We start from the raw sequence: 19955 nt of genomic DNA, 5'->3' as shown, positions 1-19955 counted from the left end.
TCGGCTGGATAATCTTTTTATCTTCTTTGTATTTTAATCTTGTTCATGGCTCATTACAGTTTTACAAGGCATATTTGTGCCGTTCGCAGGTTTGTTTCAACTTTTATGAAATACACCCCGGATGAGAGAAATGAAATATCGAAGTAGGATGTTGTGGACGCTTGCCTTTTCAGTATCATTTCCCCGGTTGACGCAAATACATACAGCTCTTCAATTAATTCGTTTTGATTCAATTGTACAGTAAATCCTTTGTTTGCAGGATTTGGGTAGATTAATATTTCATTGTTATTTTCCTGCTCAAATACAGCATTTAAATTTTGAACAGTGACAAATATGGTGTCCGAAGAAAAACAATAGCTGTCATTTAATATGTCTACCCAAAGCGGATGGGTACCCAGACCAAGTTCGCTCGCGAGAATGGTAATATTAGCTTCGGTTGATCCATCGCACCAAACAATCGAACAATCCGTGTTTGGAATGTAGAGTGATATGGAATCTTCAATTCCTAAAACCTGATCGGGGCCCAAATTAACTTCTGGTTTTTCGTCTACAATAATCTGAAAATCGGTTTCTCCAGTACATTCATTTTCGCTAACGGTGTAGGTTAAGGTATGTGTTCCTGCTCCGGCCACCGACGGATTGAAATAAAGTCCGGAAACACCTTCTCCGGAAAGGATTCCTCCTTCGGGAACTGCTTCGATTAAAACGGATTGCTGATCTTCGCAAAACGAAAGCTTGTCATTCAGTATTTCAGGTTGAATAAGTGAATCCACAACCACCTGAAATTCAATATCACCGGTACATTCATTATTGCTTACGGTGTAGGTTAAGGTATGTGTTCCCGCTCCGGCTACTGACGGATCGAAATAAAGCCCGGAAACACCTTCACCGGATAATATTCCGCCTTCAGGAACTGCTTCGATGAAAACGGCTTGTTGATCTTCGCAAAACGAAAGCTTATTATTCAGTATTTCAGGTTGAATAACTGAATCTACGACCACCTGAAAATCAATTACTCCTGTACATTCAGTTTCGTTTATGGTGTAAGTTAAAGTATGTGTTCCCGCTCCGGCCAAAGCTGGATCGAAATGAAGCCCGGAAACACCTTCTCCGGAAAGTATTCCTCCTTCGGGAACTGCCTCGATTAAGATTGCTTGCTGGTCTTCGCAAAATGAAAGCTTGTCATTCAGTATTTCTGGCTGAATAATAGAATCTACAACCACCAGAAATTCAATATCACCGGTACATTCATTATTGCTTACGGTGTAGGTTAAGGTATGTGTTCCTGCTCCGGCTACTGACGGATCGAAATAAAGCCCGGAAACACCTTCACCGGATACTATTCCGCCTTCAGGAACTGCTTCGATTAAAACGGCTTGTTGATCTTCGCAAAACGAAAGTTTATCATTTAAAATTTGAGGATGAACTACAGAATCCACGATTACCTGGAATTCGGTTTCTCCTGTGCAGTTGTCTTCATTTACAGTGTAAGTTAAAGTATGTGTTCCCGCTCCGGCTACTGACGGATTGAAATAAAGTCCTGAAACACCAGTGCCGGAAAGTATTCCGTCATCAGGCACTGCCTCGATTAAAACGGCTTGCTGGTCTTCACAGAAAGAAAGATTGTCATTCAAAATTTGGGGATGAAATACAGAATCCACAATTACCTGGAATTCTGTTTCTCCTGTGCAGTTGTTTTCAGTCACGGAGTAAGTTAAGGTGTGCGTTCCCGGCCCTGCCACCAGTGGATCAAAGTAAAGTCCTGAAACACCAGTGCCGGAAAGTATTCCGTCATCAGGCACTGCCTCGATTAAAACGGATTGCTGATCTTCGCAGAAAGTAAGATTGTCATTTAAAATTTGGGGATGGATAACAGAATCTACGACTACCTGAAATTCAATGTCACCGGCACATTCAGTTTCGTTTATGGTGTAAGTTAAGGTATGTGTTCCCACTCCGGCCAAAGCAGGATCGAAATAAAATTCTGAAACACCTTGCCCTGAAAGTATTCCACCCTCAGGAACTGCTTCGATTAAAACGGCTTGTTGATCTTCGCAGAAAGATAGCTTGTCATTTAAAATTTCAGGCTGAATAAGTGAATCTACGATCACCAGAAATTCAATTTCTCCTGTACATTCATTTTCGCTTACGGTGTAGGTTAAGGAATGTGTTCCTGCTCCGGCCAAAGCTGGATCGAAATAAAGCCCGGAAACACCTTCACCGGAAAGTATTCCTCCTTCGGGAACTGCCTCGATTAGAATTGGCGGCTCATCTTCACAGAATGAAAGGTCGGTTGTTGCGATTGTTGGTTGCGGATATCCATATATTTCGATGGTTTTATCGAATGAATTATTGGTACTATTGCTATCGAGTGCACAAGTAAGATAAAATTCAAAGGTGTAGTTCTGTTCATAACTCAGATCCATGTGCCCGTTCATTTCATAATTTAGCACTTCATTGGGTAAGAGCGTTTCAGCAAGCACCGCAATTTCTTCAACGTTTTCGTTGGAGGTACACTTCATAAGAATTGAAATACTGTCGCCGGCTAAGGCCGGATCCGGTCCGATATTTTTGATTGATACGGCTACTTTTTCATCTCCCGACAAAGAGCATGATGAAACGGGATAATCCAATGCCACAATTGTAAGATCTGTAACACGTGGTTTTTCATCGCCCGTGACAGAAATATTGTCCAGTCCGGCGCCCATTCCCCATTGGTAAAGATCGTCGTAACAGAAGCCCAGCTGTGTGCCGTTTTTACAAATCTCGAGGGGCAATTCAACTGTTTTATGTGTCCATGCAACGGCTTTTTCCAGCTTAATAAATTCATGCCACACCGTTTCTTGCTGTTTTTTGTAAACTACGTGTAGTTCATCAATGGCGTCGTAAATTTCTGTTTTTAGCAAATAATCGAATGAAAGCGTACTATTTAAATAATTACCTAGTAATAGCGGGGGAGTTGCTGCTATATCGGAAACATGAACCGCTTCTCCGGCAGAATACGAATCGGTGGCAATAAATTTCGTGGAATCGGATGAAAAATCGAGGTAATAACAATTCAAAGAATCGCTATCTCCCCATTGCCATCCGGAAATGTTGTTTTTTATCTGTACTTCATTTGTTCCGGTTTCGAAATCGACAAAATAGGGTAGTGTAAGCGCAGTTCGGGGGTAAACAAGAATTTCATTGGTTCCAAGGCTTTCGGTTTCTGCGTTATTAATGGTATAAACAGCTGTTACGTAATACGAATATTCATTATCGAAAATAATCGACGCATCCGAATAGGCGGGCGTATAACTTTCGGCCAGGAAAGAGCTATTCCGGTAGATTTTATATTTATCAGGAACGCCTGAAACGGGAGGACTCCAGCTGAGTAAAATTGCAGATTCGTTTATGGAATAGCTTAAATTTTGAGGAGGAAAGATTTCCGACAATGTTTCAATGCCGGTAACTACGAGGCTAAATTGTTGCGAACCTCCGGACAGAGTTCCTGAATGTGAGATTCTGATCGTTAAATCATTATCGCCCGGATTTGTAAAATAAACCTGTTCCACATTGTCGGTATGATTTATTCCGTGCGTAGCCGAAGTTGCCGGACTTTCAACATCCAGCACCCAGGGAAGAATAGCCTGTCCCGAAGTTGTATTTTCTACTGTCAAATTAAGGTCGTTTACCAGTTTGCTTGTTCGTTGGTTTAAAGTGGGCGAGGAAGCTTGTCCGGCCGGATCAGTCCAGCAAACTGTGGCTTTTAAAAATGGCGCATCGCTGGCTGTTTTTACAGGGATTGTTATTTCTTCTCCTTCGTTTAAAACTGCCTCATAAATAGTTTTGCCCTGATTGTTTGAATTGTTGTAAGTAATATCGGCTGCAGCTTTAAAATTTATAAGTCCCCATCCGAAACTGTAATCGGGGCCAGGATTACCCAAGTCTGTGGCAGAATGGATCAAAATACTTTTTAAGGTGGAAGATCTTAGTTTAACTCCGGGCAGAAGCAAATCCTGAAGTTGAAGTAAAAGAGCAATAGAACCGGTTGCAGCTGCGGTAGACATTGAAGTGCCGGTGTAGGTTTCGTAACTTGTGTTGGTTGACGAGATGGATGAATAAACATCAACACCATCTGAAACCAGGTCAGGCTTTATCCGTCCGTCATCAGTTGGCCCGAAACCACTAAAGACAGTCATATTTTGGGCATCATCAACAGCTCCTATAGTCAATATATTTTTGGCTACCGCCACCGGCGACAGACAGTCGTAACCATCTTCGCCACCGTCAGGTTCGCGTTCATCGTTCACCAAAACCCAGTTTTCATCCCACACGTAATGTGCCACTGCCGTTTCCGGACCATCGTTTCTGTCGTTTCCGGCCGATTTTACGATGAGGTAGTAGGGGGCCATCATCGCAATATAATCAAGGTCGGCACTTACATCGCTGTAAAAACCAAACTCGTAGTCTTCGGTAGCCGAAATGCCGGGATCGCCGTACCAGTACCAGTTTTCGTTTTGTGCATTATAGTACCAACCGCATAATGGTCCGTACGAATGATTTGAAATTGCTATGCCATCGGCAGCAGCACTGGCCATTTCGGCAATGTCATTATTTAAATCCCATCCTTTAATGAGGGCTAGTCCTGCCATTCCTTTGGCTTCGGGTTTTTTTCCCGTGGCTATCATCGTTCCGGAAATATGTGTGGAGTGATCGGATAGGGGCAAATCTAAATCGCGCATGGTAATTCGCGAACCTTCAGGGCTCATCAACTCCTGGTGAGTAGCCAATACCGTGCCTCCGTCCCACAGGTTTATTTCAATACCTTCACCTGTAAGTTCGGGGTATTCGTTGCCGGCAGACCAAAGCTGATCGACTGAAAGTGTTGAGGCAACACTTAAATTATCGGTGGCATAATAAACCGGTTTATTGTTAAGCCCCATGCGCTGAAGACTAACTACCCGCCCGGTTTCTTCGATATAAAACACGGGTATGTTTAAGCTGGCTGCAACTGAATCTGCAAATTTCTTTTGTTCTGTCCACGCAGCACCTCTTTGCCAGGCAAACTGCTTTAATTCCGGTTGGTTTGATTTTTCTATCCGGCTGTGTTGTGCAGTTAAAATGTGGGTAGTGCCAAAGTAAAAGATAAAAAGAATACATCCTTTTAGAAGAGAAATTGTGGTACGATGTGTAAACATATTGCCGGATTTTAGAGAACCATCTGCCAGGGAAAGGCAGATGGTCACTCTTCAGATTACTACACGGGAAAAATTTAATAAACCCACAATTGCCTGGTGATTTTATATTTTAAGGTTGATAATTTGGTAAGAAAATAATATTTGAATCGCCATGTACATAATCCAGAACTTGTACTGCATCATCAATGGCGATTGCAAAACCCTGTACTTTATCATGCGCAAACTGGTTCCACCGATAAGTAAATTGCGGCTGTTCACCTATTCCTTTAAAGTCAACATTCCCTTCAAAAATGTCGAAAATTGAAAATACCGGACCTTCTGAGATTCCGTCTTCATTTACAGGATAGTAAACATTGTCCCAAACCAAATACTGGATAAATCGGTCTTCATAAATTCCACGGTTGTATTGAAACTGTGCATCGCCAAATCTGGGTTCAGTGAAATTGAAGTAATAATTGTTTTCGTGGTTAAAATCGTAATCATGGTCGTTTAAAATAGGATTCAGACCACAACAATCAAGAAAACCATTAATGTATACTACTTCATCAATATCAACCGTGCCGGTTTTGTCTGAACCTGCAGAAAAACAACCGGCAGCCAACAACAGTGCATCTATTTCATAGGCATCTAAAAAAGCCAGTCTGTTGGCGTAGTTGTTTTCAACAGTGTTTTCATACATATAGGTCATCAGGTATTGGTACAAGGCCATGTTTTCACGCGGAGAATCGATTGTTTTTGTTAGAACAAGTGAGTCGGTGACAACAGGATCATAATTCCAAATTGATAACCGTCCGCAGAAATCCAGCGTAAAATCATCGCCGGCTTCAATTACTTTCATGGCTTCTTCAAAGGCCTGGTCTAAAACCGATTGAGGCGAACGTACAATGTTTAAGCGGCCAAAGTCCACCTCAATTACCGGAGCTCCTTCCGGAACTTCTCCATATTGATCAAGTTCAATTTCATTGCCCTGAGCATCGATTGGCTGAACAAAGAATTCATCGTCATCTTGTTCACTATCTACATCAAGATCTACCCATGTCATTGTAGGGACACCATTATCATCCCTCAATAGCACGTATAAATCGCCATAGTCGCCACCACGGGTAGTTCCTGAGTCATCATTTCCTTTAATGTGATCATTGGCCTCGGTTTTACCACCTGCCCATTCCGGTCGGTCGGAGTCATCATCAACCTGGGGTAAAATATCGCCTTTCTGGCAGTTACTTAAAAGAATAGTTAAGCAGCTCATTAAGAGTAAAAAAAATACATAGTGAGAATAACGGATAATTGTTTTCATGGTTAAGAAATTTTGGTTAATAAATAATGTTCTCTGATTTTATGACTGTTCCAGTTAAATGGAATAACAATTTATAAAATTAGACGAGGCAAGACAATCCTTAAATTGTTGGTTTTTTCGGTCGCTTTGGCCAGTTTTATGTCAACAATTTCATGGAGCGAGTAAACAAATCTGAGTTCTGTCTCAACAATTATACAGTAACTGGTAAGTAGTTCTTTGTAATTTTTGTAACTTGTATATCAATTGTTTGTGCTGTTAACCATGTAATCAGGTTACACCATGAAAATATTAATAGCATACGATCAGAAGTTAGTCGCAGAATGTATCAAAACTTATCTGTTAGAAAATCAGTATTCTCAGATAGTTGGTATTGTAAATAATGCCGATAATCCTTTTAAACATATTTCAGAATTAAAACCGGACCTGGTAATTCTTGAATTTAAGCTGTGGTCGATAGAATTTATAGACTATGCATCGAATCTGAATTTGAATTTTCCACATTTAAAAATTCTGGTTATCTCCGAACTAATTTCGCAGGAACTGATGGTGAAGATTATGCCTTTTATTAACGGGTATATTGTAAAAAGCTGTTCGGCCGAAAAAATTATCAGAGCAATTCAGGAAATTTATACATCGGGAAAATATTTATGCCCTAAGGCTATAGATAAATTTTTTAGTTGTAAGAACGGTGAGGAGTATGAATCGAAATTAACCAGCAGAGAGAAACAAATTTTAGGAACCTGGATTACGGAAGAAACCTATAATGCAGTTGCGAATACTCTTAACATTAGTGAGTCTACAGTGCGTACGCATTTGAAAAATATCAGGGAAAAGCTGGGTAGTTTAAATCATTTACAAATGATGATTTATGCCTGTCAACACAATTTAATAAGCGATAAGCACAAACCAATTTGCCCCAATTGCAGGTTTTCGGTTAGCACTTCCTGAAGGTTTTATAGTTCATTTGCCGTGTATCAGATCATTTAGAACAAAATAAAAAGGGTTTCCATTTGGAAACCCTTTTACCGTTTTTAGTATTGTGTATGCAAAAATATGCTTATTCCGCAACAACTTCAAATTCAATCTCAACCACAACTTCTTTGTGCAGTTTGATTTTAGCTGTATGAGTACCAACTTCTTTGATGCTGTCTTCAGGAATAGTGATCTGTTTGCGGTCGATCTCAAATCCTTTTTTGTTGATCGCTTCAGCCAACTGGATGGTGTTAACCGATCCGAAAATTTTGCCTGAAGTGCTTGTTTTTGCACCAATAGAAATTTTCTTGGCAACAATTTGCTCAGCAATTTTAGTAGCTTCTTCTTTCAATTTAGCTTCTTTGTGAGCACGTTGTTTAATGTTCTCAGCCAAAACTTTTTTGGCAGACTCGGTAGCAACAATTGCTTTTTGTGTAGGAATCAGAAAGTTACGTGCGTAACCACCTTTTACCTCTACAATATCGTCTTTGCTTCCTAAACGCTCTACGTCTTGTAATAATATAATTTCCATTTCAAGTCCTCCTCTTATTTCATCATGTCGGTTACAAATGGTAGCAATGCAACTTGGCGGGCACGTTTAACGGCCTGGCCAACTTTGCGCTGATACTTTAACGAAGTTCCGGTGATACGACGAGGTAAAATTTTACCTTGTTCGTTAAGGAATTTCTTCAAAAACTCAGGGTCTTTGTAATCAACATATTTGATTCCGTTTTTCTTGAAACGGCAATATTTTTTCTTTTTGATCTCTACTGACGGTGGAGTCAGGTATCTGATTTCACTTCCTTGTGCCATTTTTTAATCCTCCTTTTTTTCTGATTTTGCTTTCTGAAGTTTTCTTCTCTTCTCGCTGTATGCAACAGCATACTTGTCGAGTTTTACAGTCATGAAGCGGATAACGCGCTCGTCGCGACGGAAATCTGTCTCCATTTTTGTAATGAATGCAGGATCGGCTTTAAACTCAAATAAGTGATAAAAGCCAGTAGATTTCTTTTGAATTGGGTAAGCCAGTTTTTTCATTCCCCAATCTTCTTCATGGATCATCTCACCTCCATTGGCTTTGATGAGATCCCTGAATTTTGTTACCGCTTCCTTTACCTGTGGCTCAGATAAAACGGGAGTACAAATGAAAACGGTTTCGTACTGATTCAACATAATCATCTAATTTTTAAATTATTAAATAGTTTTCCAAAAATTTTGGACGCGCAAAAATAGAAATAAATTGTTATTTATCAAACAGTTTGATGGTTTTTCGTGTGAAAATTGGCCTTGTTAACAGATGAACTAATTTTTCAGGGCCAAATGTAGTTGTTTTGCGGAAAATAAGGTTGATTTTTAGATGTATACATAATAAAAAAAGAGATTGATAAAAAGGAACAACTTACCTCAAATCAATCTCTTCTATATTTCGTGTATTTGATAAATCCAGATTCGATTCAATCTGATTCAATCTGAACTTCAATCTACATCAATCTCTGTTAAAGCGGAATGTTCCCGTGCTTTTTCGGTGGATTTGATTTTCGTTTGTTCTGTGTCATTTCAAGCGCATCGATAACCTTTTTACGTGTATCGCGCGGATGAATAATTTCGTCGATATAACCCAGTGAGGCTGCTTTGTACGGATTCGCAAATTTATCGCGGTAATCCTGCACTTTGGCTGCTTTTTCGTCATCGCTCATTTTTTCGCGATGAATAATGTTAATCGCACCTTCAGGCCCCATCACGGCAATTTCTGCTGTTGGGTAAGCCAGATTTACATCGGCACCAATGTGCTTGCTCGACATTACATCGTAAGCACCACCATAAGCTTTTCGGGTGATTACCGTAATTTTTGGCACTGTAGCTTCAGAGAATGCGTAAAGCAATTTTGCCCCGTGTTTAATAATACCGCCAAATTCCTGTCCGGTTCCCGGCAAGAAACCCGGAACATCAACAAATGTTACCAAAGGCAGGTTAAATGCATCGCAAAAACGAACAAAACGTGCCGCTTTAACTGATGAATTAATGTCAAGTACTCCCGCTAAATGACTTGGTTGGTTGGCAACAACGCCCACCGGCCGGCCACCAAAACGAGCAAAACCAACAATTATATTTTGTGCATAATTGGGTTGAACTTCCAGGAAATGTTTGTTATCGATAACCGTCTGGATAATCTCATGCATGTCGTAAGGTTTGTTCGGATCGGCAGGAACAATTTCTTCCAGTTCTTCGCTAACCCTGTCGGATGGGTCGATGGTAGTTTTTATCGGCGGATCTTCCAGGTTGTTGGAAGGCAGGAAGCTTAGTAATTCGCGAACCATCATAATGGTTTGTTCCTCGTCGTTGCCGGTAAAGTGGGCTACTCCACTTTTTGAGCTGTGGGTATCTGCTCCACCCAATTCTTCTTTGGTAACATCTTCGTGCGTAACTGTTTTAATTACCTCAGGTCCGGTTACAAACATGTGGCTCTTTTCTTTCACCATAAAAATGAAATCGGTGAGGGCAGGAGAGTATACCGCACCACCGGCACACGGCCCTAATATGGCAGAAATTTGAGGAATTACCCCCGATGAAATTACGTTGTTGTAAAATATATCGGCGTAACCGGCAAGGCTTTCAACGCCTTCCTGAATACGGGCGCCACCCGAGTCGTTTAACCCAACAAGCGGTGCTCCCATTTTTAATGCCAGTTCCTGAATTTTTACAATTTTATCGGCGTTGGCTCTACTCAGCGATCCGCCAAAAACAGTAAAATCCTGGGCAAAAACATACACCAGTTTTCCATTTACTTTTCCGTAACCCGATATTAAACCGTCGCCCAATATTTTTTTGGCTTCCATACCGAAATCGTAATTTCGGTGTGTCATCAGTTTATCAATTTCGGTAAAAGTTCCCGGATCGAGTAATTGCAGAATGCGTTCGCGGGCAGTCATTTTTCCGGCTGCATGCTGTTTTTCAATTCTATCTTCACCTCCTCCGAGTTCGGCTTGTGCATTTAGTGCATCAAGCTGTTCGTATTTTGCTTTTAAATCCATTTCTTTTCTTTTAGTCCAATTCAATTAATACCTGGTTGCTGTCTACTGTTTGCTGATCTTTTACATGTACTTTTTTAATCGTTCCATCTTTAGGTGCTTTGTATTCGCTTTCCATTTTCATGGCCGAAATGATAACTACAGTTTCACCTTCCTGAACAACATCACCTTCTTCAACCAACACTTTAACTACTTTGCCCGGCATAGGCGAAGTTATTTTATTGTCGCCTGGTCCTGCTCCGTTCGCATTACGGTTTTGCAGATAACGTGCTTCGGCATCAATTACTTCAACATTGTAACGTTCGTATAATGTGTAAGCGGTATATTTTTTTGGCGTTTCATCCGGAACCAGTTCGATATCGTACGAATGGCCACCTTCAAGAATTGAAAATGTGCCATCGGCAGTATGCATCAAATCTACATTATATGTTTTTCCGTCAACTTCAACTTCCAGAATGTTGCCATCTTGTTTTAACAGGTTAACCCATGCTTTCCTGTCGCCAATTTTTATTTCAACAGCCATAATTCTTGTTTAAAAATGATTTACGTATGGAATTTTTTTCCAGCGGCTTTGTGCCGGCACAAACTCTTTGGTTACTGCAGCATTGCTTCCCAGTTTATCGAGGTAATCGATAAATGCAGCAATAATAACCATGTCTTCCGGATTGTCTTTCATTCCGTTAGAAAGCAGCTGTTCCTGGTTTTTCTCAATAAAATGGGTGTCGTAATTTCCGGCAATGAAGTTTTCGTTGTTCATTACACGTTCCAGCATTTTTATTGATGTTTTTACTCCGGTAATTTTGTATTCATACAGTGCCCGTCGCATACGCGCAATGGCTTCGTCGCGTGTTTTTCCCCAAACAATCAGTTTCGAGATCATCGGGTCGTAGTAAATCGGAATTTCATAACCTTCATACACATAACCATCGGTACGAACGCCCAGCCCCAGTGGAGTTGATATCTTATACACTTTTCCGGCGCTTGGCATAAAGTTATTATCCGGATCTTCGGCATAAATACGGCATTCTATGGCATGGCCTCTTTGTCTAAGGTCGTCCTGCCCAAATTCCAACTCACGGCCTTCAGCAGCATAAATTTGCTGTTTTACCAGGTCGATTCCGGTAACACGTTCGGTAATCGGGTGTTCCACCTGCAAACGCGTATTCATTTCAAGGAAATAGTAATTCAGGTCGTTATCCACCAAAAATTCAATGGTTCCGGCACCTACATAATTTACTGCTTTTGCAGCTTCAACGGCTGCTTTTCCCATTTCATCGCGCAACTCAGGAGTCATCAACGGCGATGGAGTTTCCTCGATCATTTTCTGGTGACGACGCTGAACCGAACATTCACGCTCGAAAAGGTGAACGGTATTTCCGTGCTGGTCGGCCAAAATTTGAAACTCGATGTGATGTGGTGAAGTAATGTACTTTTCGATGTAAACGGCATCGTCGCCAAAAGCCGACTTAGCTTCAGAGCGGGCTGCGCGAACTGCAGAAACCACTTCCGACTCGTTTTTCACCAGGCGCATTCCTTTTCCGCCACCACCGGCCGATGCTTTTATCATTACCGGCAAACCGATACTTTTTATCACTTCAAGCGCTTCATCTTCCGACTTTATTTCACCATCGGTTCCGGGTACTACGGGAATTCCGGCGGCAGTCATCGCTTCGCGGGCCTGGATTTTATCACCCATTTGAATGATAACTTCCGGCGACGGACCAATAAACACTATTCCTTCTTCGGTACAACGTCGGGCAAAATCGGCATTTTCCGATAAAAAGCCGTAGCCGGGATGAATTGCATCAGCGCCACTTTGTTTAGCAACTTCTATAATTTTATCAATGTTCAGGTAACTTTCGCTCGATGGTGCTTTACCTACACAATAAGCTTCGTGGGCATAACGCACATGAAGCGAAGTCCTGTCTGCTTCCGAGTAAATGGCAACTGATTCAAGATCAAGTTCCCTGCAGGTTCGCATAACGCGAATCGCAATTTCGCCTCGGTTTGCGATTAGAATCTTTTTGATTTTCTTCATACAACTTTGAAATCAATATAAGTTTAAGTCATCTTAATTTCTGCAAATAATAACTCTGTTTTGCAAAAAATGTTTACACTCAAAAAATTTAGATTGGAAGTTACCTGTTGAGAGATACCTGTGGCATGGTTAATTGTTAATAAATGTAAAAAACTGTTTTATATTAGTGTTTCCGGCGGATAAAATTTGAATTCCAAAAGCAATGGGTCTAAAATTATATTTTTTATGATAAGTGTTTTTTTATTTTCTAATAATTTCTATTTTTGATGGCAATTAAAAACCAATCATGCGTTCAAAATTAATTTTTACCCTCTTATTTTTTACCTTCTTTGTGTCTGTAGTTCGAGCACAAGATTATGATTATACATTGTCGGATGACTCATTAGTAAATCATTATGCCAGCATGAAAAGGGTGTATTATGCCACGCGAACCTCTCTGGTTCCAAAGATTGATGGGAAACTGGATGATGAGTGTTGGCAGACTGTTGGCACCTGGGACGGAGATTTTATTCAACAACAACCGCATCAGGCGCAAAAAGCTTCACAGGAAACTGAAATAAAAATACTTTACGACGATAAGTATCTGTACTTTGCAATTATCGCCTATGATGATGAGCCCGATGAAATGGATCCAATACTTGGGCGAAGAGATGAATTAAATGGAGATGTTGCAGGCATTGCTCTTGATTCATACCAGGATAAACAAACTGCATTTGAGTTTAATTTAACTTCAGCTGGCCAAAAAATTGACCTGATGCACATGGGAGAATATGGCTGGGATTTTAACTGGAATGCTGTTTGGGATGGCAAAACATCATTGGGAGATTCAGCCTGGTATGCAGAAATGCGTGTTCCATTTTCTCAGATACGTTATTCAAAAAAGGAAGAGCAGATATGGGGGATGCATATTTGGCGCTGGATACACCGGCTTAGTGAAGAAAGCCAGTGGAAATTAATTCCGATTGATGCTCCAGCAATGGTATATATTTTTGGGGAACTGCGCGGAATAGAGAATATCCCATACAAACGTAATTTTGAAGTGATGCCCTATGCCAGCGGACAATATTTTCCGAATTCGACGAATAAAGAGAATTTTGGATTTGGTGTTGATGGCAAGATTGGCGTAAGCTCGAATTTTACTTTGGATTATACTTTTAATCCCGATTTTGGGCAGGTTGAAGCCGATCCTTCGGAACTAAACCTGACCTCGTACGAAGTATTTTACGATGAGAAGCGTCCATTCTTTTTGGAAGGGAACAGTATTTTGGAATACAATTCAGGTCATGATATGCTTTTCTATTCGCGTCGTATTGGTCATGCACCAAGTTACGAGCCCGACTATGATGAAGATCAGAGTCTGGAAATGCCGGAAAATACTTCCATTATAAACGCATTAAAACTTACAGGAAAGAATAAAAAGGGTTTTTCGCTGGGGCTGGTTAATAGTATGACTGCCAGAGAAACCGCAACAATTAAATCTGCCGACGAAACCATTAAAGAAGCTGTTGAACCATTTACTAATTATTCTATTGCACGTGTAAAGCAGGATTTCAATGAGGGCAGTACCGTATTGGGAGGAATTGTTACCTCTTCGATTCGAAATATTAAAGACGAAAATCTTGAATTTTTAACAGATAACTCACTTGTTGGCGGGCTTGATTTTGAGCACAACTGGAAGAACAGAAAATATTATGTTGCCGCAAAAGGATTTACTTCACGAATTAGCGGAAGCGAAGAATCAATTGCTCGTTTGCAAAGAAATTCACGTCACTATTATCAACGTGTTGATGCCGATTACCTTGAATATGATCCCACCAGAACAAGCCTAAGTGGTTGGGGGGGAGAAGTAGCCGGCGGTAAACGAAGTGGTAAATTAAGAATTACAGGAGACGTTGAATGGCGTTCGCCAGGAGTTGATTTGAATGATGTTGGATATTTGCGGCAGGCAGATTATGTCGATCAGAATTTCAGGATTCAATATCTGGTAAATAAACCCAAAGGTATATTGCTGAATTATTCATTCCGTTTAGCTCAAGGTCATGACTGGAACTTTAACGGAGATAATCTGAGAGATAATTTTAGCTTTACTGCAGGTTGGCGATTCAAAAATTACTGGAGATTTGATTTGGCTGCTTATCGATACATAAATGAAATTGATACCAGACGATTACGTGGTGGGCCTTCATTACGAATTAACAACCGAAACCGTTTGGGAGCAGCTATTCAAACCAATTCGCAGCGTGATTTCTTTGTAGGGGTTCGAACGGATTTCACAAGATCGGAAGATAATATTACATTCGATAATTCATACTCATTTCAAGTGGACTGGAGAGTTAGTACACGTTTTATGCTCTCGTCGGCTTCTTCCTATATAAATGAACAGGATAACAGCCAGTATCTTCGCCGATCGAATGTAAATGCCAAGACCGAATATGTGGTTGGTAATCTTGAACGTCAGACGTTCTATACCACCTTCAGAGCCGAGTTTTTTATTACGCCGGAGTTGTCGCTTCAATATTATGGCAGCCCGTATGTTTCCTCAGGAAAATATGTTGATTATCGCCGCGTGAACGATTCAAAATCCAAAGATCTTAACCAACGGTTTGAGTTTTTGACACGTAATAATGATTTGTTGACTGACGATGATGGCAACGTCTACCACGATTTTTCATCGTATGATTTCGATTTTAATTTTCAGGAATTCAGGTCGAATTTCGTAGCCCGCTGGGAATATAAAACAGGATCGACTTTCTATTTTGTTTGGAGCCATAATCGTAGCGATTACCAGGAAGCTTATAATTCTTCATTATTCGATAGTTTCAAAGACATTCGAAAAATTAGTGCCGAAAATGCTTTTATGATTAAATTCAGCTACTGGTTTTCGTTATAATAAATACCATAAAACTTGTTCAGCGTTCTTTTTTGCTTCGTTAATTAGCCCAAATAAAAAAGTATCTTTGGTGCGTGAAATTTCAAGATTATCTTCCATTTTACAGGCGTAATCTAACCCTGGCACTTCCGATCGTTTTATCGCAAATCGGACAGGTTACCGTATCGCTGGCCGATAACATGATGGTTGGACACGTTGGAACAACTGAACTTGCAGCAGCATCGTTTGCCAACAGTGTATTTATGATTGGGATGGTTTTTGGTATGGGCGTAACAATGGGGCTTACACCTTTGGTTGGAAAGGCTTTTGGCCAGAATCAATTGCAAAAGGCTATTGTTTGGTTGAAAAATGGAATTGCAGCACATCTTACTGCATCAGTGGCTTTAACGGCTCTTATGTTCAGCATATACTTTTTTCTTCCGTTTATGGGGCAGCCCGAAAATGTTTTGCACCTGGCCCGGCCTTACTATCTCTTACTTTGCGCGTCATATCTGCCTTTTATGTTCTTTTTCACTTTAAAGCAGTTTTTCGAAGGAATAGGAAATACAAAGATTGCCATGCAAATTACCCTCAGCGCCAACGTTATAAATATTGCGGTGAACTATGTATTTATATTCGGTAAGTTCGGTTTCCCGGAAATGGGACTTCTGGGAGCTGGAATCGGGACGCTTACCTCGCGAATTTGTATGCCACTGTTGTTTGCCTATTTTATTCTTCGGAATAATCGGTTTAAACGATATTTTGTTTTTGCCCGCTATCAAAAAATATTCAAAAAGGATATTGTGGCTTTATTACGAATTGGTATTCCCATCGGCTTTCAGTTGATTGTTGAAGTTGCAGCCTTTGCAATTGGAGCGGTAATGATGGGGTGGCTGGGCGAAACTCCGCTTGCAGCCCACCAGGTAGCGCTCGGATTAGCCACATTCACCTATATGATTTCGCTCGGCATTTCGCAAGCCAATACCATTCGCGTAAGTCATCAAATGGGTGACAAGGATTATCTCTCGTTACGGCGAGCGGTTTTTGCATCTACACATTTGGTACTTATAGTTATGTCATTGTCGGCACTACTATTTATATTGTTACGAAATGTACTTCCATTAATGTTTAGCACCGACGAAAACGTAATTCAGGTTGCAGCCAGTTTACTGATTATAGCCGCCGTTTTTCAGCTCTTCGATGGCTTGCAGGTTATAATGCAAAGTTCGTTGCGCGGAATGGCCGATGTTACCACACCAATGCTAATTGCATTTATTGCTTATTTGCTGATTGGTATTCCAACCAGTTATGTTTTTACGTTTGTTTTAAATGCCGGGCCTCAGGGAATATGGTATGGCTATTTGGTTGGTTTGGGAACAGCAGGTATATTGTTTTACATCCGGTTTATGCGCTTGCTGAAACGTTTAGCCTAATTCAGTTTTTACCAAAAAAAAGCGGGTTATCTTTTGTTGATAACCCGATTGTTCATAGTCTAGTTTAGTTAGATCAGAAAACTTATTGGTCTAATAGAGAAAAGGTAGTTCTAATAAGTATCTAAATCGTTTTATTCATATAAGGCTCCGCTAATATAGTATAAAAATGATTTAAATCTTAAGTATTTTTTAAAATTAATTAATGTTTGTTAAAAAGGTCTTATTGATAAGACTTATGGTCCTGATTGTCAGTGTTTGTGATATTGACAATATGTTTTAGAATAGTTTTAGTTTTTTTTGAAAAAAATCGCCATTTATTCGAAAAATGCAAATAAAGCGCATGTTGTGATAAAAATCATGTTCTTATAGTTGTGTAAAGCATCAGTAAAGAATGTAGCATTTTGTATTGTTCCCGGCAGAATTTGGGTGTTCAGAAAGCTGATTTGTTTTAAATCTTTCAATGTTTTTATTTGGTACGAATAATAACAGATCGTATTTTTAGTCAAAATCTAAAAGTGGCAACAAAGCCGGTGTTCAATTTGCAAATAGCTAATTCTTATAAAAAATGAAAGCAGTAGTTTTAACCGGAATTCGGCAGATGAAGTTAACAGAGACAGCTGAACCAGTGTTGACGAGCGATACGGATGTGAAGGTAAAAATCTCCACTGTTGGAGTTTGTGGATCGGATATTCATTATTACTCGGAAGGGAAGATTGGCTCGCAGGTTGTTGAATACCCGTTTAAGGTAGGGCACGAATGCTCGGGGGTAATTGTTGAAGCCGGTAAAGAAGTAAGTAATGTTAAGGTTGGTGACCTGGTGGTTGTCGATCCTTCAGTTCATTGTGGCACTTGCGATCAGTGTTTGGCGGGCCGTCCGCATACCTGCCGGAATAATAAGTTTTTAGGTTGCCCCGGCCAGATTGAAGGTTGTTTGGCAGAATACATTGTTATGCCCTCGTTTACCTGTTATCCGGTAACCGATAAATTGAATACCAGGCAGGCAGCCTTGATCGAGCCACTTTCAATTGGTGTTTATGCGGTTAAGCTGGCTCAGATTCAGAAAAAGGAAACTACCGTTGGGATATTTGGCGCAGGGCCGATTGGACTGAGCATTCTGTTTAAATTGTTGGCCGACGAGGTTAATAATGTGGGAGTGATAGAACCATTGGAATACCGCTTAAATAAAGCTGATGAGATAGGTGCATCGTGGTTAATAAACCCTGCAAGTGAGGATGTAGAAGCGACTGTTCAAAAACAGGAAGAACTGTTGCTTGATGTGGTTTTTGAAGCCAGTGGTGAGCAAGAGGCGGTAAATAATGCGATAAAAATTCTGAAACCGGGAGGGAAACTGGTATTGGTAGGAATTCCACCGGATGCGCAATATGTTTTCGATATGGATTTAATGCGCCGAAAGGAATTAAACGTAATAAATGTACGCCGCCAAAACCATTGTGTTGAAGAGGCTATTGATTTGGTAATCTCCGGAGCGGTACAAGTTTCGAAAATGGTTACGCATGAATTTACGCTAGAAGAAACACCGGTGGCTTTTGATGTTGTTGAGGGCTACAAATTTGGCGCAATAAAAGCGATGATTAATTTCTAAAACCAATTTGGTGTAAAATAAAAAAAGGAAGCAAATGCTTCCTCTTTTCATATGTATTACTAAAAAATTTAAACGTTGTAAGTTGACGATGCTGTGTCGCCACCACGGCCGGTCCAGTTGGTGTGGAAAAATTCGCCACGTGGTTTATCAACTCTTTCGTAGGTATGTGCTCCGAAATAATCGCGTTGTGCCTGAAGTAAGTTGGCCGGCAAACGTTCGCTGCGGAAACCATCGAAGTAACACAGTGCTGAAGTTAATGCAGGCACCGGAATTCCGTTGGCCAATGCAGTTGCACAAACACGACGCCAGCCTGCCTGTGCTTCTTCAACTTTTTGTTTGAAGAACGGATCAAGCAGCAAGTTTGGTAACTCAGGGTTGTTATCAAATGCTTTTTTGATATCTCCAAGGAAAACTGAACGGATAATACATCCTCCACGCCACATCAGGGCAATTCCACCGTAATTCAGGTTCCAGCCGTGTTCGCTGGCAGCTTCCATCATCAGGTTGTAACCCTGTGCGTACGAGATTATCTTTGCACCTAACAAAGCACTTTCAATATCGTCGATAAATTGTTTTTTGTCGCCTTTAAACTCCGGTTTAGGGCCTTCAATTACTTTTGAGGCCTGAACACGCAGATCTTTCTGGGCCGACAAACAGCGTGCAAAAACCGATTCGCCGATCAATGTTAACGGAATACCCAGATCAAGTGCTGAAATACCTGTCCATTTACCGGTTCCTTTTTGTCCGGCTGTGTCGAGGATCATTTCTACAGTTTCCTCGCCATTCTCATCCTTATAACCTAAAATGTCGCGTGTAATTTCAATCAGGTAACTGTCTAAAATACCTTCGTTCCATTTTTTGAATACTTCGTGCATTTCATCGTTGCTCATTCCCAGCAATTCTTTCATTAACTGGTAGGCTTCGGTGATAATCTGCATATCGCCATATTCGATTCCGTTGTGAACCATTTTTACGAAGTGACCGGCACCGCCTTCGCCAACCCAGTCGCAACAAGGTTCGCCGCTTTCAACTTTTGCCGATACAGCCTGGAAAATCTCTTTCACATGTGGCCATGCAGCCGGCGATCCGCCAGGCATAATTGAAGGACCTTTTAATGCGCCTTCCTCGCCACCTGAAACACCTGTTCCGATGTAAAGCAATCCTTTGCTTTCTACATAATTAGTACGGCGAATTGTATCAGGAAAATGTGAATTACCGCCATCGATAATAATGTCGCCCGCCTCAAGGTGGGGGATAACCATATCGATAAAGTCATCAACCGGCTGACCTGCTTTTACCAGCATCATAACCTTACGAGGCTTCTCCAGTGAGGCACAAAAATCCTCGATTGAATGCGCTCCGATAAAGTTTTTACCGGCTCCTCTGCCATTTACAAATTTGTCAACTTTCTCAACCGTGCGGTTGTATACGGCCACTGTGTAGCCTTTGCTTTCCATGTTTAGCACCAGGTTTTCGCCCATAACAGCTAACCCGATCAATCCAATATCAGCTAATTTTTTCATGCTATTGCGTA

Annotated in this window: 13 protein-coding genes; 4 read left to right on the top strand and 9 right to left on the bottom strand. The window is 40.8% G+C overall.

Annotated features, from left to right (window positions below):
* Positions 1–53: 53 nt before the first annotated feature.
* Both LH29_RS24195 and LH29_RS23250 read right to left on the bottom strand, forming a co-directional pair.
* On the bottom strand, positions 54–5180 hold the full coding sequence (locus LH29_RS24195; RefSeq protein WP_052671205.1) for a S8 family serine peptidase: 5127 nt from the start codon (positions 5178–5180) through the stop codon (positions 54–56).
* A gap of 109 nt (positions 5181–5289) precedes the next feature.
* Complete coding sequence (locus LH29_RS23250; RefSeq protein WP_157493813.1) at positions 5290–6477, bottom strand: hypothetical protein; 1188 nt, start codon at positions 6475–6477, stop codon at positions 5290–5292.
* A gap of 279 nt (positions 6478–6756) precedes the next feature.
* On the opposite strand from LH29_RS23250, the gene LH29_RS24190 reads away from it, so the two are divergent.
* Positions 6757–7425 carry a response regulator transcription factor gene (locus LH29_RS24190; RefSeq protein ID WP_052671204.1) on the top strand — a complete coding sequence of 223 codons (669 nt, stop codon included), beginning with the start codon at positions 6757–6759 and terminating at the stop codon, positions 7423–7425.
* 109 nt (positions 7426–7534) lie between these two features.
* Here the strand turns inward: LH29_RS24190 and rplI are convergent, their stop codons facing one another.
* The 6 genes from rplI to accC form a co-directional block, all read right to left on the bottom strand.
* Positions 7535–7981, bottom strand: coding sequence for a 50S ribosomal protein L9 (rplI, locus tag LH29_RS23240; protein ID WP_045033820.1), 447 nt, complete (start codon positions 7979–7981; stop codon positions 7535–7537).
* Positions 7982–7995: 14 nt separating this feature from the next.
* On the bottom strand, positions 7996–8262 hold the full coding sequence (gene rpsR / locus LH29_RS23235; RefSeq protein WP_038561673.1) for a 30S ribosomal protein S18: 267 nt from the start codon (positions 8260–8262) through the stop codon (positions 7996–7998).
* Between the two features lie 3 nt (positions 8263–8265).
* Complete coding sequence (gene rpsF, locus LH29_RS23230) at positions 8266–8622, bottom strand: 30S ribosomal protein S6 (RefSeq protein ID WP_157493812.1); 357 nt, start codon at positions 8620–8622, stop codon at positions 8266–8268.
* Between the two features lie 323 nt (positions 8623–8945).
* On the bottom strand, positions 8946–10481 hold the full coding sequence (locus tag LH29_RS23225; RefSeq protein ID WP_045033818.1) for an acyl-CoA carboxylase subunit beta: 1536 nt from the start codon (positions 10479–10481) through the stop codon (positions 8946–8948).
* A gap of 10 nt (positions 10482–10491) precedes the next feature.
* Positions 10492–11001 carry a biotin/lipoyl-containing protein gene (locus LH29_RS25070; RefSeq protein ID WP_045033817.1) on the bottom strand — a complete coding sequence of 170 codons (510 nt, stop codon included), beginning with the start codon at positions 10999–11001 and terminating at the stop codon, positions 10492–10494.
* 9 nt (positions 11002–11010) lie between these two features.
* Positions 11011–12516: an acetyl-CoA carboxylase biotin carboxylase subunit gene (gene accC / locus LH29_RS23215; protein WP_045033815.1), complete on the bottom strand. Its 1506-nt coding sequence runs from the start codon at positions 12514–12516 to the stop codon at positions 11011–11013.
* A gap of 286 nt (positions 12517–12802) precedes the next feature.
* On the opposite strand from accC, the gene LH29_RS23210 reads away from it, so the two are divergent.
* The 3 genes from LH29_RS23210 to LH29_RS23195 all read left to right on the top strand — a co-directional run bounded on the left by LH29_RS23210 (position 12803) and on the right by LH29_RS23195 (position 18421).
* Positions 12803–15406 (top strand): DUF5916 domain-containing protein, encoded by a 2604-nt coding sequence (locus LH29_RS23210; RefSeq protein ID WP_045033813.1) that lies wholly within the window; start codon positions 12803–12805, stop codon positions 15404–15406.
* A 74-nt stretch (positions 15407–15480) separates the two neighbouring features.
* The gene (locus tag LH29_RS23205; protein ID WP_045033811.1) at positions 15481–16818 is read left to right on the top strand and encodes an MATE family efflux transporter; all 1338 of its coding nucleotides are present in this window, start codon (positions 15481–15483) and stop codon (positions 16816–16818) included.
* A gap of 565 nt (positions 16819–17383) precedes the next feature.
* Positions 17384–18421, top strand: coding sequence for a zinc-dependent alcohol dehydrogenase (locus tag LH29_RS23195; protein WP_045033807.1), 1038 nt, complete (start codon positions 17384–17386; stop codon positions 18419–18421).
* A gap of 68 nt (positions 18422–18489) precedes the next feature.
* Here the strand turns inward: LH29_RS23195 and gnd are convergent, their stop codons facing one another.
* On the bottom strand, positions 18490–19944 hold the full coding sequence (gene gnd / locus LH29_RS23190) for a decarboxylating NADP(+)-dependent phosphogluconate dehydrogenase (RefSeq protein ID WP_045033806.1): 1455 nt from the start codon (positions 19942–19944) through the stop codon (positions 18490–18492).
* Positions 19945–19955 lie beyond the last annotated feature (11 nt).

Source organism: Draconibacterium sediminis, assembly GCF_000949475.1.
Lineage (GTDB): Bacteria > Bacteroidota > Bacteroidia > Bacteroidales > Prolixibacteraceae > Draconibacterium > Draconibacterium sediminis.
Note: the sequence above shows the minus strand (reverse complement) of the source record. Positions and strands in the feature narration are given on the sequence as shown.

What these genes read in the sequence shown, in the direction of transcription:
- LH29_RS24195 (WP_052671205.1), bottom strand. Translation starts at nt 5,180, where the DNA reads ATGTTTACACATCGTACCACAATTTCTCTTCTAAAAGGATGTATTCTT.
- LH29_RS23250 (WP_157493813.1), bottom strand. Translation starts at nt 6,477, where the DNA reads ATGAAAACAATTATCCGTTATTCTCACTATGTATTTTTTTTACTCTTA.
- LH29_RS24190 (WP_052671204.1), top strand. Translation starts at nt 6,757, where the DNA reads ATGAAAATATTAATAGCATACGATCAGAAGTTAGTCGCAGAATGTATC.
- rplI (WP_045033820.1), bottom strand. Translation starts at nt 7,981, where the DNA reads ATGGAAATTATATTATTACAAGACGTAGAGCGTTTAGGAAGCAAAGAC.
- rpsR (WP_038561673.1), bottom strand. Translation starts at nt 8,262, where the DNA reads ATGGCACAAGGAAGTGAAATCAGATACCTGACTCCACCGTCAGTAGAG.
- rpsF (WP_157493812.1), bottom strand. Translation starts at nt 8,622, where the DNA reads ATGTTGAATCAGTACGAAACCGTTTTCATTTGTACTCCCGTTTTATCT.
- LH29_RS23225 (WP_045033818.1), bottom strand. Translation starts at nt 10,481, where the DNA reads ATGGATTTAAAAGCAAAATACGAACAGCTTGATGCACTAAATGCACAA.
- LH29_RS25070 (WP_045033817.1), bottom strand. Translation starts at nt 11,001, where the DNA reads ATGGCTGTTGAAATAAAAATTGGCGACAGGAAAGCATGGGTTAACCTG.
- accC (WP_045033815.1), bottom strand. Translation starts at nt 12,516, where the DNA reads ATGAAGAAAATCAAAAAGATTCTAATCGCAAACCGAGGCGAAATTGCG.
- LH29_RS23210 (WP_045033813.1), top strand. Translation starts at nt 12,803, where the DNA reads ATGCGTTCAAAATTAATTTTTACCCTCTTATTTTTTACCTTCTTTGTG.
- LH29_RS23195 (WP_045033807.1), top strand. Translation starts at nt 17,384, where the DNA reads ATGAAAGCAGTAGTTTTAACCGGAATTCGGCAGATGAAGTTAACAGAG.
- gnd (WP_045033806.1), bottom strand. Translation starts at nt 19,944, where the DNA reads ATGAAAAAATTAGCTGATATTGGATTGATCGGGTTAGCTGTTATGGGC.